A 14,341-nucleotide genomic window follows, 5' to 3' on the forward strand; every position below is an offset into this window, starting at 1 on the left:
TAGGCCGGGAAGACGGCACACGCCCGGATAGCCTGAGAGGATGACCGTGACCCGCAACGCGAACAGTGGCGAGAACGCCCTCGTCGGTGCGGTCATCGAGTGGTTCGTCGGCAACGCGCGCGACCTGCCGTGGCGCAGCCCCGACTGCACGCCGTGGGGTGTGCTGGTGAGTGAAGTGATGCTGCAGCAGACCCCGGTGAGCCGTGTGCTGCCCCGGTTCGACGAGTGGATGCGGCGCTGGCCGTCGCCCGCTGACCTGGCTGCCGAGGCGCCGGGCGAGGCGGTGCGGGCCTGGCACCGGCTGGGCTACCCGCGGCGGGCCCTGAACCTGCATGCGGCGGCGGTGACGATCACCGAGCGGCATCGCGGCGAGGTGCCACGCGATCTGGTTTCGCTCCTCGCCCTGCCCGGGGTCGGCGACTACACGGCCCGTGCGGTCGCGTCGTTCGCGTTCGGCGAGCGGCATCCGGTGGTCGATACCAACGTGCGTCGGGTGATCGCCCGCGCGATCGTGGGGCACGGCGAAGCCGGGCCACCTTCGACTCGACGCGACCTGGCCGCAATGGAGGCTCTGCTGCCGGCTGCTCCCGCGGATGCGAAGCTCGTGAACGCGGGGACGATGGAACTCGGCGCCCTGGTGTGCACCGCACGGTCGCCGCGCTGCGACGACTGCCCGATCGCCGGACACTGCGCGTGGCGTGCTGCCGGCCGGCCGGCGTACAGCGGTCCACGCGCGGCCGTGCAGAAGAAGTTCGAGGGATCCGACCGGCAGGTGCGCGGGCTCATCGTCGCCGCGCTGCGGCAAGCCGATGGGTTGGTGCAGCACAGCGACCTGGCCGGGCTTTGGCCGGATGCTACTCAGTTCGAGCGTGCGCTGCGCGGCCTGCTGGCCGACGGTCTCGCGACCGGCACCGCGGCATCCGGCTACCGCCTGCCCTGACGGAGCTAGTCTTCTTCGTCTTCGCGAGGCTTGATGTACGGGTCCGCGTCGCCGGCGTACTGCGCGGTCTTCGCGATCTCGCTCACCTCGGTATCGCGCAGGCGCGCGGCAGCAAGGAGGTCCTCGATGTGCTTCGCGTTCTCCGGGATCGCATCTGCGACGAACTCGAGACTGGGGGTCAGCCGCGAGGTGATGTTCTTGCCCACCTCTGTACGAAGCATCCCGGTCGCCGACTTCAGCGCAGCCGCGGAGTCCTCGCGCTCCTGGTCGGTGCCGTACACCGTGTAGAACACCGTCGCGTGCTGCAGGTCGCCGGTCACCTGCACGTCGGTGATCGTGACGAAGCCGAGCCGCGGGTCCTTGATCCCCCGCTCCAGCCGCTTCGCGATGATCACCTTGATGCGATCGGCGAGCTTTCGTGCCCTGGCCGGATCAGCCATGGTTCACTCCCTTCCCGAGTGCGCACGCACCGGCCGGGTCAGCTGACTGACCCGGCCGGCGAAGCGCTACTTGCGGGGCTTCTCCTTGAGTTCGATCGTCTCGATCTCGTCGCCGATCTGGATGTCGTTGAACTTGCCGAGGCCAATACCGGCTTCGAAGTCGGTCCGCACCTCGGTGACGTCGTCCTTGAAGCGGCGCAGGCTCTCGATCGCCAGGTTGTCACCGACAACGACGCCGTCACGGATGACGCGCGCCTTGGCGTTGCGGGTGATGGTGCCGGACCGCACGAGCACACCGGCGATGTTGCCGAACTTGCTCGACCGGAACACCTCGCGGATCTCCGCGACACCGGACTGGACCTCTTCGTACTCGGGCTTGAGCATGCCCTTGAGCGCGTTCTCGACGTCCTCGATGGCGTTGTAGATGACCGAGTAGAACCGGATGTCCACGCCCTCACGAGCCGCGCGGTCGCGCGCCTTCGAGTCGGGCCGAACGTTGAATCCGATGATGATCGCGTTGTCGACTGTTGCCAGGTTGACATCGCTCTCGGTCACAGCACCGACACCGCGGTGGATGATGCGCAGCTGAACCGACTCGTCGACCTCGATCTTGAGCAGCGACTCCTCGAGCGCCTCGACGGCACCGGAGACGTCACCCTTGATGATGAGGTTGAGCGACTCGACCTTGCCGTCCTCGAGCGCCTTGGTGAAGTCCTCGAGGCTGATGCGCTTGCGGCTGCGGGCCAGCAGGGCGTTGCGCTCGACAGCCTCGCGCTTCTCCGCGATCTGACGCGCGGTGCGGTCGTCGTCGGTGACGATGAAGACGTCACCTGCGCGAGGCACCGAAGTCAGGCCGAGCACCGCCACCGGACGCGACGGGGTCGCTTCCTCGACGTTCTCGCCGTTCTCGTCGAACATCGCACGGACGCGACCGTGTGCGGTTCCGGTGACAATCGGGTCGCCGACCTTCAGCGTTCCCGACTGGATCAGCACCGTCGCCACGGCACCGCGGCCCTTGTCGAGCTTTGCCTCGATCGCGACACCACGCGCATCCTTATCCGGGTTGGCGCGCAGGTCGAGACCGGCGTCAGCGGTCAGCAGCACGGCGTCGAGGAGCTCGGGGATGCCGGAGCCCTTCAGCGCAGACACGTCGATGAACATCGTGTCGCCGCCGTACTCCTCGGCAACCAGCCCGAATTCGGTGAGCTGTTGGCGCACCTTTGCCGGGTTCGCTTCAGGCTTGTCCACCTTGTTCACCGCAACCACGATCGGCACTTCCGCCGCCTGCGCGTGGTTCAGTGCCTCAATGGTCTGCGGCATGATGCCGTCGTCGGCTGCGACAACGAGGATCGCGATGTCGGTCACCTGCGCACCGCGAGCACGCATGGCGGTGAACGCCTCGTGACCCGGGGTGTCGATGAAGGTGATCTTGCGATCCGTGCCGTCGTGCGAGACGCCGACCTGGTAGGCACCGATGTGCTGGGTGATGCCACCGGCCTCGCCCGCTCCGACGTTCTCCTGACGGATGGCGTCGAGCAGCTTGGTCTTACCGTGGTCGACGTGACCCATGACGGTCACCACCGGCGGGCGTGCCGCCAGGTCCTCGTCGTCCTCGTCCTCGAGCTCCTGCTCCAGGTCGATGTCGAAGCCCTCGAGCAGCTCGCGGTCCTCGTCCTCTGGCGAGACGATCTGGATCTTGTAGCCCAGTTCGGCACCCAGCACCTCGAACGTCGCGTCATCCAGCGACTCGGTTGCGGTCGCCATCTCACCGAGGTGGAACAGCACCGTGACCAGGTTGCCGGGGCTCGCGTCGATCTTGTCGGCGAAGTCCGTGATGGAGGCTCCGCGCCGCATCCGGATGACGGTGTTGCCGTCCCCGCGCGGGACGCTGACGCCGCCAATCGACGGCGCTTCCCTCATCTCGAATTCTGCGCGCTTCGTCCGCTTCGACTTGCGGGCCTTGCTCTTGCTGCCACCGCGACCGAACGCACCGGCGGTTCCACCACCGGGACCGCGACCACGACCACCGCCGCCTGGGCGGGGCGCTCCGAAGCCACCACCGCCGCCCGGGGCGCCGCCGGGACGGAAGCCGCCACCGGCACCACCGGGACGAGCGCCGCCGCCGGCACCGGGGCGTGCGGGACGACCTGCACCAGCACCAGCGGGACGCGGCGCACCGGGGCGCGGCGAACCTGGGCGCGGCGCAGCCGGCCTGGGGATGTTCGCGGGCGTCGGCCGGGACTGCATGCCCTGGGTCGACGCGTACGGGTTGTTGCCCGGGCGCGGGGCGCCTGGGCGCTGCATCCCCTGGCTGGAGGCGTACGGGTTGTTGCCTGGCCGCGGAATGCCGGGGCGCGGTGCGCCACCTGCTGCCGGGGCATCCGGCTTGCGGGGCTCCGCCGGGGTCGGCGCGGCTGCCTCAGCTGCCGGTGCCGCAGGGGCTGGCGCCGGGGCAGGTGCCGGAGCGGGGGCCGCCTTGGGCTCCTCTTGCTTGGGGGCCGCCTTCGGGGCCTCCTTCTTCGGCTCCTCGGCGGGCTTCGGCGCGGTGATGCCGTCCGCTTCAAGCGCGGCCTTCAACTTCCGCGCTACCGGGGGTTCGATACTCGACGACGGGCCCTTGACGAACTCGCCCATCTCCTTGAGTTTCTCAAGGGCTTTCTTGCTTTCAATGCCGAGTTCTGCCGCGATCTCGTGCACGCGTGGTTTTGCCACAGTTCTCCTGTCTCGAAGTCCACTCCGAGACGGAGTGGACCTAGTTACGGACGGGTCTCATTTCGAGCCGCTCATTACTTGTCCATTTGCCATTCAGCCTGTTCTGTCAGCTGTTACTTGTGGATGCCGGAAGGTCTCCGGACTTCTTGGGTCAACCTTGCTCGTGTCGAGGTCACCGGTCACGCGCAACGCGCGCCCGAAGGCTCGTCGTCTGATTGCGGTCTCGATGCAGTCGCGGGTGGGATGCACCCACGCGCCGCGTCCTTGCATGCTGGCCGCGACATCCGCTACAACCTGACCGTCGCGCGCAACAACCCTCAGCAATGCCGATCGGTCGTCCCGCTGCCGACAGCCGAGGCAGGTTCTGACTGGTTCCATACTAGACCCTCCCACGCTGAGCGTGTCCCAGCCTCGGTTCGACGGAACGCCGATGCTTGGCGCAGGGCCAGTCAGGACTCCATGGTCGAGTCGGGCTGGATGTCGATTCTGGCCCCGGTGAGCTTGGCGGCCAGACGCGCGTTCTGGCCCTCCTTGCCGATCGCGAGTGACAGTTGGTAGTCGGGCACGAGCGCCCGCACCGCCTTGAGCGATTCGTCGATCACGAAGGCGCTCGTCACCTTCGCCGGCGACAACGCGTTCGCGACGAAGGTCGCGAGATCCTCGCTGTAGTCGACGATGTCGATCTTCTCGTTGTTGAGCTCAGCGGTGACGGCGCGCACGCGCTGCCCGAGCTCGCCGATGCACGCTCCCTTGGCGTTCACCCCTGGCTCGTTGGCCTTCACCGCGATCTTGGTGCGGTGGCCGGCCTCGCGCGCGAGCGAGACGATCTCCACGACGCCGTTCGCGATCTCCGGCACCTCGAGCGCGAAGAGCTTGCGGACGAGGGACGGATGCGTGCGCGAGACGGTGATCGACGGACCCTTGAGCCCCTTGCTGACGCTCGTCACGTAGACCCGGATGCGGTTGCCGTGCGAGTAGTCCTCGCCGGGTACCTGCTCTTCGGGCGGGAGGATGCCCTCGATGGTGCCGAGGTCGACGTGGATCATCCGCGGGTTCGGTCCCTGCTGGATCACCCCTGCGACGATGTCGCCCTCGCGGCCACGGAACTCGCCGAGCACCGCGTCATCCGCGATGTCGCGCAGGCGCTGGTTGATGACCTGCTTCGCGGCGAACGCGCCGATGCGTCCGAAGTCGTCCGGGCTGTCCTCGGCCTCGCCGATGATGTTGCCCTCGTCATCGAACTCCGGCACGAAGATCGACACCTTGCCGGTCTTCTGGTTGAGTTCGACGCGCGCGGGTGCCGGCTCGTCACGATGCGCGTGGCCGTGTCCGTGACCGTGGCCCGTCTCTGAACGCCCGGTGTGCTTGAGGTAGGCGGTGAGGATGGCCTGCTCGATGATGGTGACGAGTTCGTCGAATGGGATTTCACGTTCGCGCTCCATCAAGCGCAGCACGCTCAGGTCGATTTCCACTGCGGACCCTCCACTATTCAACTCTCGTAACACACGGCTTCACCGCAACGGAGAAGCCGTCTGTCTACGGTACCCGAGTTTCTCGAAGGGCACTTTCATTCCAAGCTCGTGGACTAGCGTCGTGCCATGGCCGTCCGCAGCCTGTTCCCGATCCTGTCGACACGAAACTTGCCCGCGCTCGTCGAATTCTACGAACGAGCGCTCAGCGCTGAGGTCGCCTACCGATTCCCCGGCGAGGACGGGGACGACTACGTTTCGCTGATGATTGGACCGGCGTCTCTCGGCATCGGGCATGATCCGGACGTTGTGGAGGCCGTAAACGCGGGAGACCGAGTTGCGCTCTGGTTCTATGTCGACGACGTTGATAAGGCGTTCGCTACCGCTCTCAAGTCGGGCGCCGTGGAAACTCGCTCGCCGATGGACATGCCGTGGGGCGAGCGAGTCGCGCAAATTCGCGACATCGACGGCAATCTCATCAACCTCGGCATGGAGTTACCCGGCGTCTGAGTCTGCCCTGCCTCAGCACAGGCGGACGATGGCCTCGTCGACCGTGACGCTCTCGCGCTCCCCGGTGCGGCGGTCCCACAGTTCGACGCGCCCTTCGGCCGAGTCGCGTCCGGCGATGACGATCCTTGGCACGCCGATCAGCTCAGCGTCACCGAACTTCACGCCGGGCGACACCTTGGGGCGATCGTCGAACAGCACATCCCGACCGGATGCGTCGAGTTCCGCCGCGAGCCGCTCACCCAGCGTGTAGGCGGCCTCGTCCTTGCCCGTCGCAATCACGTGCACATCGAACGGCGCGACCTCCTCCGGCCAGATCAGGCCCTTGTCGTCGTTGTTGGACTCGGCGATCGCGGCCAGGATGCGCGTGACGCCGATGCCGTACGACCCCATGGTGACGGTCACGAGCTTGCCGTTCTCGTCCAACACCTTCAGGCCGAGCGTTTCAGCGAAGAACCGGCCGAGTTGGAAGACGTGACCAATCTCCATGCCTCGGGCGGTCTCGATCGGCCCTGAGCCATCCGGTGCCGGGTCGCCGTCGCGCACCTCAGCGGCCTCGACGAACCCGTCCGGCACGAAGTCGCGTCCCGCGACCAGCCCGAACACGTGCTTCTCGTTCTCGTTCGCGCCCGTGACCCATTGGGTTCCGTCCACCACACGGGGATCGACGAGGTACCGGATGCCGCTGGCCGACTCTTCGCCGAGGATGGGCCCACGCTCGGACCATGGCCCGATGTAGCCCTTCACGAGGTTGTCGTTGCTGTCGAAGTCGGCCTCCGTGGCCGCCTCGACTGTTGCGGGCGCAAACGCGACCTCGACACGCTTGAGGTCGACCTCTCGGTCGCCTGGCACGCCGACGACGACTAGTTCGCGGGTTCCGTCCAGGTGACTGAGCGCGAGCACGACGTTCTTCAGCGTGTCTGCCGCCGTCCACGCGCGGTCTTCACGGGGGTACTCCGCGTTCGCCAGATCGACGAGCGTCGAGATGGTCGGCGTGTTGGGCGAATCGAGCACCGCCGCGGGGTGCAGCCCGTCCACCGGGATGGGCTCAGGTCGCTCGGTCTCGTAGGCCTCAACGTTGGCTGCGTAGCCTCCCGCTGAGCGCACGAAGGTGTCCTCGCCGACTGGCGTCGGGTGCAGGAACTCCTCGCTTCGCGCGCCGCCCATGAGTCCGTTGTCCGCCTGCACGATCACGTACTCAAGGCCGAGTCGCGCGAAGATCCGCTCGTACGCGTCGCGCTGGTCCTGGTAGGACTTGTCGAGCCCCTCATCCGTGTAGTCGAACGAGTAAGCGTCCTTCATCGTGAACTCGCGACCCCGCAGCAGGCCCGCGCGTGGCCTGGCCTCGTCGCGGTATTTGTCCTGGATCTGGTAGATCGCGAGCGGCAGGTCCTTGTAGCTCGAGTACAGGTCCTTCACCATCAGCGTGAAAGCCTCCTCGTGCGTTGGGGCGAGCAGGTAGTCCGAGCCCTTGCGATCCTTGAGCCGGAAGATGCCGTCGCCGTAGGCCTCCCAGCGGCCGGAGGCCTCGTACGGCTCCCGCGGCAGCAGCGCAGGGAAGTGCACCTCCTGCGCGCCGATCGCCGCCATCTCCTCGCGGATGATGTTCTCAATCTTGCGCTTGACCCGAAGCCCCAGTGGCAGCCAGGCGAACACACCGGGCGCCTGGCGACGGATATAGCCGGCGCGGACGAGCAGGCGGTGGCTCGTCACTTCGGCGTCGGAGGGGTCCTCGCGGAGGGTGCGGACGAAGAGCTGGGACAGGCGCGTGATCACAGCAGTCGAGTCTACTGAAGCGCAGGGCACCACCCGCTGACTACGCTGGTGCCTTAGCGAGGGTGGAGGGGCAGGCGATGGCGGAGCGGCAGCGCGCGCTCGACTCGGTCGACAGGCGGATCATCGCCGAGCTCGGTCAGGATGCGAGGCTCTCCATCCGTTCGCTTGCGGAGCGCGTGCACATCTCCCGCACCGCCGCCAACACCAGGCTCACCCGCCTGATCGACGACGGCGTGATCACCGGTTTCACGGCGACGGTGGATCGCGAGGCGCTCGGCCTGCCCCTCACCGCGATCGTCATCGTCAAGGTCGACAGCGCGTGGCAGAGCGTGTCCGAGGAGCTCGCCTCTCTGCCGTTCGTGGAACGCGTGCAGGCGCTCAGCGGCGACATCGACATCCTGCTCACCGTGAGCGCCCCGGATCACGACGCACTGTCCGAGACGATCCTGCGTCGCGTCCGGAACATCTCGGGCGTCGCGTCGACGCGGTCGTACATCATCCTTGAGGAACGGACGGGCACACCGCCCGAGCAGTCGACGGACAGTTGGCAGCTCTGACGCGTTTTTCGCGGACGGATGGCACTGCCTTAGGGTGTGCGAGCGCCAAGCGTTCGGATTCGCTGAAAACTGCCGATCAGCCCCGGGAATCGGGCGCACGATATGGGGTATGAGCCTCAATGTTGAGACCAAACCGACCGTCGGCCTGCCCGACCCGGAGCCGCTGCGACTGATCGACGACGAGGGGCGCGCGGTGCGCTCGAGCGCCAGGCAGGGGTTCGAACTTCCGCCCGTGGCGACGCTCAAGGAGCTGTATCGCCGGATGGCGATCGCCCGGCGCTGGGACGCCCAGGTGACCGCACTCACCCGTCAGGGTCGGCTGGCGACCTACCCGTCGGCGCTCGGCCAGGAAGCGTGCGAGATCGGCACCGTCCTCGCGATGACCGAGCAGGATTGGCTGTTCCCCACCTACCGCGACTCGATCGCGCTGATGACCAGAGGCATCGACCCGGGCGAACTGCTGCAGGGCTTCCGCGGCGACTGGCACAGCGGCTGGGACCCGAAGAAGCACCGCACCTCGGTGCAGGCGACACCACTCGCGACACAGGCCCTTCACGCCGTCGGCTACGCGACCGCGGCCAAGCTGAACGGCGAGCGGATCGCGACAGTGACGTTCATCGGCGACGGCGCGTCCAGCGAGGGCGACACCCACGAGGCGTTCAACTTCGCCGGCGTCTGGCAGGCGCCGACGGTATTCGTGGTGCAGAACAACCAGTTCGCGATCAGTGTGCCCCTGTCCAAGCAGACCCGCGCTCGCACGCTCGCCGACCGGGCGATCGGCTACGGCATCCCCGGCTACTACGTCGACGGCAATGACGCAGCGGCCGTCTACGCGGTCATGTCGCGGGCGATGGAGCGCGCACGCCGCGGCGACGGCCCGACCATCGTCGAGTGCCTCACCTACCGGGTGGAGGCTCACACCAACTCGGATGACCCGACCCGCTACCGCACCGCGGACGACGTCGCGATCTGGAAGGGCAAGGACCCGCTCGAGCGGCTCGAGCGCTACCTCGTCTCGCAGGATGCCCTGAGCGACGCCGACCGGGACGAGATCACGGCTGAGGGCGAGCGAAGAGCCGCCGCGACCCGTGAGGCGATGAGCGCAGAGCCCGTTCTTGACCCGATGGACCTGTTCGCGCACGTGTACGTGAACGAGCGGCCGTCCCTGGTCGAGCAGCGCGAATTCCTGAAGGCCGAGGGGAACCGATGACGACAACAGAGGCGAAGCCGATCACGATGGCTGCGGCGCTGAACGCCGCGCTGCGAGACGCGATCGCCGAGGACCCGACCGTCGTCGTCTACGGGGAGGACGTCGGCCCGCTCGGCGGGGTGTTCCGGGTCACCGACGGGCTGCAGGCCGAGTTCGGCGAGAACCGCGTCTGGGACTCACCGCTGGCTGAGTCCGGCATCGTCGGCACCGCGGTCGGCATGGCGATGTACGGCATGCGCCCGGTCGTGGAGATGCAGTTCGACGCATTCAGCTACCCGGCGTTCGAGCAGATCGTCTCCCACGTCGCGAAGATGCACAACCGCACCAAGGGACGCGTCGCGCTTCCCATGGTCATCCGGATCCCAGCATCCGGTGGCATCGGCGGCGTCGAGCACCACTCCGACTCGTCGGAGGCGTACTGGACGCACACCCCAGGGCTGACGGTCGTGATGCCGTCGAATCCGGCTGACGCGTACTCGCTCATGCGCGAGGCGATCCGCTCCGACGACCCGGTCATCTTCATGGAGCCGAAGAGCCGCTACTGGTCGAAGCAAGAGGTCGCGCTGCCGGTCACAACCGAGCCGATCGGCACCGCGAAGGTCGTGCGGGAGGGCACGGACGTGACGCTGATCGCCTACGGGCCGACGGTGGCGACCGCGCTGGAGACCGCCGAGATGGCCGAGGCGGAGGAGCTGTCGATCGAGGTCATCGACCTGCGCAGCCTGTCCCCGTTCGACGACGCGACCGTCGGAGCATCGGTGCGCAAGACCTCCCGCGCCGCGGTGATCCACGAGGCGGCCCAATTCGGCGGCTTCGGCGCCGAGGTCGCCGCGAGGGTCACCGAACGTGAGTTCTATCACCTGGCCGCACCGATCCTGCGGATCACCGGCTTCGACATCCCCTACCCCAGCCCCAAGCTCGAGGAGTACTACCTGCCGACCCCGGAGCGCATCCTGAACGCCCTCGCAACCTGGGAATGGGAGCTGCCGTGAGCCGCGATTTCATCCTGCCCGACCTCGGTGAGGGCCTGACCGAGGCCGAGTTGGTGCGCTGGCTGGTTTCACCCGGCGACACCGTCGTGATCGACCAGCCGGTCGTCGAAGTCGAGTCGGCCAAGGCGGTCGTGGAACTGCCCAGCCCGTTCGCGGGTGTCGTCGGCACGCTTCACGCCGAGCCGGGGCAGACCGTGCACGCGGGACAGCCGCTGCTCACTGTCGAGGAGACCAGCGGAGGCGATGTCGTCCCCGGCACGGCGCTGCGCGACGAAGGGTCCGGCGCCGTGCTGATCGGCTACGGGACAACGGCCCGGAAGACCTCCAACCGTGCCGTGCCGGCCGGACGGTTCCACGGCCGCGGCACCGCGGTGGCCGAAGCCGAACCTCCCACGACCACCACCGCCCGCCGCTCCCCCGTCGTCTCGCCGCTGGTGCGCAAGCTCGCGCGTGAGCACGGCATCGACGCGACCAGCATCCAGGGGTCTGGCCCCGACTCGCTGGTCATGCGCGCCGACGTCGAAGCCCACATCGCCCAACTCACGGGCACGACCGAGTCCACCGCCGACGGCGACGTCCGGATTCCGCTCACCGGCATCCGCAAGGTGATCGCAGAGCGGATGAGCGCGTCCCGGCGTGAGGTGCCGGAGGCAACCATCTGGCTCGACGTCGACGCGACGGCGCTGCTCGAAGCGAAGGAGCAGCTGCAGCGCACCACCGGCGAGCGCTGGAGCCTGCTCGCGCTGGTCGCACGCTTCGTGATCGCCGGTCTCAAGCAGCACCCGATCCTGAACTCGTCCGTCGACGTGGCCGCGGGCGAGATCGTGCAGCACTCCGACATCAACCTCGGTCTCGCCGCGCAGACGCCGCGCGGTCTGATGGTGCCGGTCGTGCATGGTGCTGGCGCGATGACCACGCAGCAGCTGCGGGACGCCATCGCCTCGGTCGTCGACACCGCGGCAACCGGCGGCTTCCCGAACGAGCAGCTGCGCGGCGGCACGTTCACGCTCAACAACTACGGTGGCTTCGGCGTTGACGGTTCAGCGCCGATCATCAACCAGCCGGAGGTCGCGATGCTCGGCATGGGACGCATTATCGACCGGCCCTGGGTCGTTGACGGCCAGCTCGCGGTGCGCAAGGTCATGGTGCTCTCGATGGTGTTCGACCACCGGGTCTGTGACGGCGACGTGCCCAGTGAATTCATCACCTTCGTCGCGCGGTGCATCGAGAGCCCGCTGAACGTACTGCCGAGCCTGTGACCGGGGAACTCGCACTCCTCACCGACCGCCTGCGTGCGGCCGGATGCGTGTTCGCCGCGGACGAGGCGGCCCTCCTCGCCGACGAGGCGACCACAGCCGAGGAGTTCGAGACGCTGGTCGGCCGCCGCATCGAAGGCGAGCCGCTCGAGCATGTGGTGGGCTGGGCGCAGTTCGTCGGGCAGCGCGTGCACGTCGCATCCGGAGTGTTCGTGCCGCGTCGCCGCAGCGAGCTGCTCGCTCGCGAATCCTTCGCACTCGCGGATGCCTTCTCGATCGTGCTGGACCTGTGCTGCGGCAGTGGCGCACTCGGCGCGGTGATCGCGGCGGCGGAGCCGTTGGTGGAGGTCTTTGCGGCCGACATCGACGAGAACGCGGTGGCGTGCGCCAGGCGAAACCTCCGGGCAGAGCGCGTGTTCGCGGGCGACCTGTTCGAGCCGCTTCCCGCGTCGCTGCGCGGCAGGATCGACGTCATCGCAGCCAACGCGCCGTACGTGCCGACGGATGAACTGCCGTTCATGCCGCCCGAAGCGCGCCACCACGAGCCGGTGCACGCGCTCGACGGCGGGAGTGACGGCCTCGACGTCGCACGCCGCATCATCGCCGCAGCACCCGATTGGCTCGCACCCGGCGGCGCCCTGCTGATCGAGACGGGCCGCACCCAAGCGGCAACGCTGAGCGCACTGATGGCATCCGCCGGCCTCACGCCAAGGACCGTGCACGACGACAAGTTGGACTCCACCGTCGTGATCGGCTCGGCCGACTGACGGGAGGCTGGCGTGGGCCGCTTCGTGATCATCCTGCCGCTTGAGCCGCTGAACGTCGGCGATGGCTTCGTCACCGCCGACTGGCCGCTGCACGTTACCGTGGTGCCGCCGTTCCGCACCCGGTGCACTGCAGAGCAGCTGCGCGAGGCCATGACCGCGGTCGCCCGGGCCCGCGAGCCGCTGCGGATCACGGTGGGGCCGGATGACTGGTTTGGCCACCGCAAGGACGTGCTCGTCTCGCTCGTGACAGACGACGGACGGATCCAGAAGCTGCACGACAACCTGCTGGTGACGTTGCGACGCTGCCTCGTCGACCATGAGACGCTGTCGCATGTCGGGCGTGGCTACCGCCCGCACATCACGGCGACACGGCACGGGCGGGTGACCGATGGCGAGCGCTACACCCTCCCCCAGCTGGCCCTCGTCGACATGGCTACACCTCACGGCGATCCGCCGCGCGTCACGCGCGCAACGGTCGACCTCGGCCGCTAGCTCGTGGTGACGACGGGTTCGCCGACCGGCGCATCCGGCATCTCGGATGCGATGCGGCGCGCCTCCTCGAGCAGGGTCGCGACGATCTCGCTCTCTGGCACCGTCTTGATGACCTCGCCCTTGACGAAGATCTGGCCCTTGCCGTTCCCGGATGCGACACCGAGGTCCGCCTCGCGCGCTTCGCCAGGACCGTTAACGACACAGCCCATGACGGCGACGCGCAAGGGCACCGTCATGCCCTGCAGCCCCTCTGTGACCTCGTCCGCGAGGCTGTAGACGTCGACCTGTGCGCGGCCGCAGCTCGGGCAGGAGACGATCTCGAGCTTGCGCTCGCGCAGGTTCAGCGACTGCAGGATCTGCAAGCCAACCTTGACCTCCTCCACCGGCGGCGCCGACAGCGAGACCCGGATCGTGTCGCCGATGCCCTCAGCCAGCAGGATGCCGAACGCGGTGGCCGACTTGATCGTGCCCTGGAACGCCGGGCCTGCCTCGGTGACGCCGAGGTGCAGCGGCCAGTCGCCCTGCTCGGCAAGCATCCGGTAGGCCTTGACCATGACGATCGGGTCGTTGTGCTTCACCGAGATCTTGAAGTCGTGGAAGTCGTGCTCCTCGAACAGGCTCGCCTCCCACACCGCGCTCTCGACGAGCGCTTCCGCAGTGGCCTTGCCGTGCTTCTGCAGCAGGCTCGGCTCGAGCGAGCCCGCATTCACGCCGATCCGGATGCTGACGCCTGCGTCACGGGCGGCCTTCGCGATCGCGCCGACCTGGTCGTCGAATTTGCGGATGTTCCCCGGGTTCACCCGCACCGCGCCGACGCCGGCATCGATGGCGGCGAAGACGTAGCGCGGCTGGAAGTGGATGTCCGCGATGACCGGAATCTGGCTCTTGGCGGCGATGATCTTCAGCGCATCGGCGTCCTCCTGGTGGGGCACGGCGACGCGCACGATGTCGCAGCCGGTGGCGGTGAGCTCCGCAATCTGCTGGAGCGTCGCGTTGATGTTGGTGGTCTGCGTCGTGGTCATCGACTGCACGCTCACCGGAGCGTCGCCTCCGACGAGAACCTTGCCGACCCGGATCTGCCGCGTCTTGCGCCTCGGGGCCAGTACTTCGGGGACTCGGGGCATACCCAGATTTATTGCTGCCACGCCTCAAGTCTACGTCCGTGCGCTGTGCCTCTCCCGGCGGCGTCCGAGGCGGCTCGCGGATGCGGGGAGTAATCTGCG

Annotated in this window: 14 protein-coding genes; 8 read left to right on the forward strand and 6 right to left on the reverse strand. The window is 67.9% G+C overall.

Going from position 1 to position 14,341, the window contains the following annotated elements:
- Positions 1 to 40 precede the first annotated feature (40 nt).
- A complete protein-coding gene (locus IRG63_RS08455) occupies positions 41 to 940 on the forward strand; it encodes an A/G-specific adenine glycosylase (RefSeq protein WP_193509858.1) in 900 nt (299 codons plus the stop codon).
- A 5-nt stretch (positions 941 to 945) separates the two neighbouring features.
- Here IRG63_RS08455 and rbfA read toward each other — a convergent pair whose 3' ends face one another.
- The 4 genes from rbfA to nusA all read right to left on the reverse strand — a co-directional run bounded on the left by rbfA (position 946) and on the right by nusA (position 5,564).
- A complete protein-coding gene (gene rbfA / locus IRG63_RS08460; protein WP_168626738.1) occupies positions 946 to 1,380 on the reverse strand; it encodes a 30S ribosome-binding factor RbfA in 435 nt (144 codons plus the stop codon).
- Positions 1,381 to 1,446: 66 nt separating this feature from the next.
- Positions 1,447 to 4,092 carry a translation initiation factor IF-2 gene (infB, locus tag IRG63_RS08465; protein ID WP_193509860.1) on the reverse strand — a complete coding sequence of 882 codons (2,646 nt, stop codon included), beginning with the start codon at positions 4,090 to 4,092 and terminating at the stop codon, positions 1,447 to 1,449.
- Between the two features lie 93 nt (positions 4,093 to 4,185).
- On the reverse strand, positions 4,186 to 4,470 hold the full coding sequence (locus IRG63_RS08470; RefSeq protein ID WP_168626736.1) for a YlxR family protein: 285 nt from the start codon (positions 4,468 to 4,470) through the stop codon (positions 4,186 to 4,188).
- 71 nt (positions 4,471 to 4,541) lie between these two features.
- Complete coding sequence (nusA, locus tag IRG63_RS08475) at positions 4,542 to 5,564, reverse strand: transcription termination factor NusA (RefSeq protein ID WP_168626735.1); 1,023 nt, start codon at positions 5,562 to 5,564, stop codon at positions 4,542 to 4,544.
- Positions 5,565 to 5,690: 126 nt separating this feature from the next.
- On the opposite strand from nusA, the gene IRG63_RS08480 reads away from it, so the two are divergent.
- Positions 5,691 to 6,071 carry a glyoxalase/bleomycin resistance/extradiol dioxygenase family protein gene (locus IRG63_RS08480; RefSeq protein WP_193509861.1) on the forward strand — a complete coding sequence of 127 codons (381 nt, stop codon included), beginning with the start codon at positions 5,691 to 5,693 and terminating at the stop codon, positions 6,069 to 6,071.
- Positions 6,072 to 6,083: 12 nt separating this feature from the next.
- On the opposite strand, the gene IRG63_RS08485 is transcribed toward IRG63_RS08480, so the two are convergent.
- A complete protein-coding gene (locus tag IRG63_RS08485) occupies positions 6,084 to 7,844 on the reverse strand; it encodes a proline--tRNA ligase (RefSeq protein ID WP_193509862.1) in 1,761 nt (586 codons plus the stop codon).
- Positions 7,845 to 7,921: 77 nt separating this feature from the next.
- Between IRG63_RS08485 and IRG63_RS08490 the strand changes: the two genes are divergently transcribed.
- The 6 genes from IRG63_RS08490 to IRG63_RS08515 all read left to right on the forward strand — a co-directional run bounded on the left by IRG63_RS08490 (position 7,922) and on the right by IRG63_RS08515 (position 13,118).
- The gene (locus IRG63_RS08490) at positions 7,922 to 8,401 is read left to right on the forward strand and encodes an Lrp/AsnC family transcriptional regulator (RefSeq protein WP_193509863.1); all 480 of its coding nucleotides are present in this window, start codon (positions 7,922 to 7,924) and stop codon (positions 8,399 to 8,401) included.
- 109 nt (positions 8,402 to 8,510) lie between these two features.
- Entirely contained in the window at positions 8,511 to 9,611 is a 1,101-nt protein-coding gene (pdhA, locus tag IRG63_RS08495) for a pyruvate dehydrogenase (acetyl-transferring) E1 component subunit alpha (protein ID WP_193509864.1), read from the forward strand.
- Entirely contained in the window at positions 9,608 to 10,603 is a 996-nt protein-coding gene (locus tag IRG63_RS08500) for an alpha-ketoacid dehydrogenase subunit beta (protein ID WP_168626730.1), read from the forward strand. Before pdhA ends, IRG63_RS08500 begins: the two co-directional genes overlap by 4 nt.
- The gene (locus IRG63_RS08505) at positions 10,600 to 11,862 is read left to right on the forward strand and encodes a dihydrolipoamide acetyltransferase family protein (protein ID WP_370566214.1); all 1,263 of its coding nucleotides are present in this window, start codon (positions 10,600 to 10,602) and stop codon (positions 11,860 to 11,862) included. Before IRG63_RS08500 ends, IRG63_RS08505 begins: the two co-directional genes overlap by 4 nt.
- Entirely contained in the window at positions 11,859 to 12,626 is a 768-nt protein-coding gene (locus IRG63_RS08510; RefSeq protein WP_168626728.1) for a putative protein N(5)-glutamine methyltransferase, read from the forward strand. Before IRG63_RS08505 ends, IRG63_RS08510 begins: the two co-directional genes overlap by 4 nt.
- Positions 12,627 to 12,638: 12 nt before the next feature.
- Positions 12,639 to 13,118: a 2'-5' RNA ligase family protein gene (locus IRG63_RS08515; protein ID WP_193509867.1), complete on the forward strand. Its 480-nt coding sequence runs from the start codon at positions 12,639 to 12,641 to the stop codon at positions 13,116 to 13,118.
- Here IRG63_RS08515 and ispG read toward each other — a convergent pair.
- Complete coding sequence (gene ispG, locus IRG63_RS08520) at positions 13,115 to 14,263, reverse strand: flavodoxin-dependent (E)-4-hydroxy-3-methylbut-2-enyl-diphosphate synthase (RefSeq protein ID WP_193509868.1); 1,149 nt, start codon at positions 14,261 to 14,263, stop codon at positions 13,115 to 13,117. The two genes, IRG63_RS08515 and ispG, sit on opposite strands and share 4 nt — an antisense overlap.
- Between the last annotated feature and the right edge of the window lie 78 nt (positions 14,264 to 14,341).

It is taken from the genome of Cryobacterium sp. BB736, from assembly GCF_014980265.1.
Classification (GTDB): Bacteria; Actinomycetota; Actinomycetes; order Actinomycetales; family Microbacteriaceae; genus Terrimesophilobacter.

Excerpts from the sequence above, each read along its gene's own strand:
- IRG63_RS08455 (WP_193509858.1), top strand. The coding sequence starts at position 41 with ATGACCGTGACCCGCAACGCGAACAGTGGCGAGAACGCCCTCGTCGGT.
- rbfA (WP_168626738.1), bottom strand. The coding sequence starts at position 1,380 with ATGGCTGATCCGGCCAGGGCACGAAAGCTCGCCGATCGCATCAAGGTG.
- IRG63_RS08470 (WP_168626736.1), bottom strand. The coding sequence starts at position 4,470 with ATGGAACCAGTCAGAACCTGCCTCGGCTGTCGGCAGCGGGACGACCGA.
- IRG63_RS08480 (WP_193509861.1), top strand. The coding sequence starts at position 5,691 with ATGGCCGTCCGCAGCCTGTTCCCGATCCTGTCGACACGAAACTTGCCC.
- IRG63_RS08490 (WP_193509863.1), top strand. The coding sequence starts at position 7,922 with ATGGCGGAGCGGCAGCGCGCGCTCGACTCGGTCGACAGGCGGATCATC.
- pdhA (WP_193509864.1), top strand. The coding sequence starts at position 8,511 with ATGAGCCTCAATGTTGAGACCAAACCGACCGTCGGCCTGCCCGACCCG.
- IRG63_RS08500 (WP_168626730.1), top strand. The coding sequence starts at position 9,608 with ATGACGACAACAGAGGCGAAGCCGATCACGATGGCTGCGGCGCTGAAC.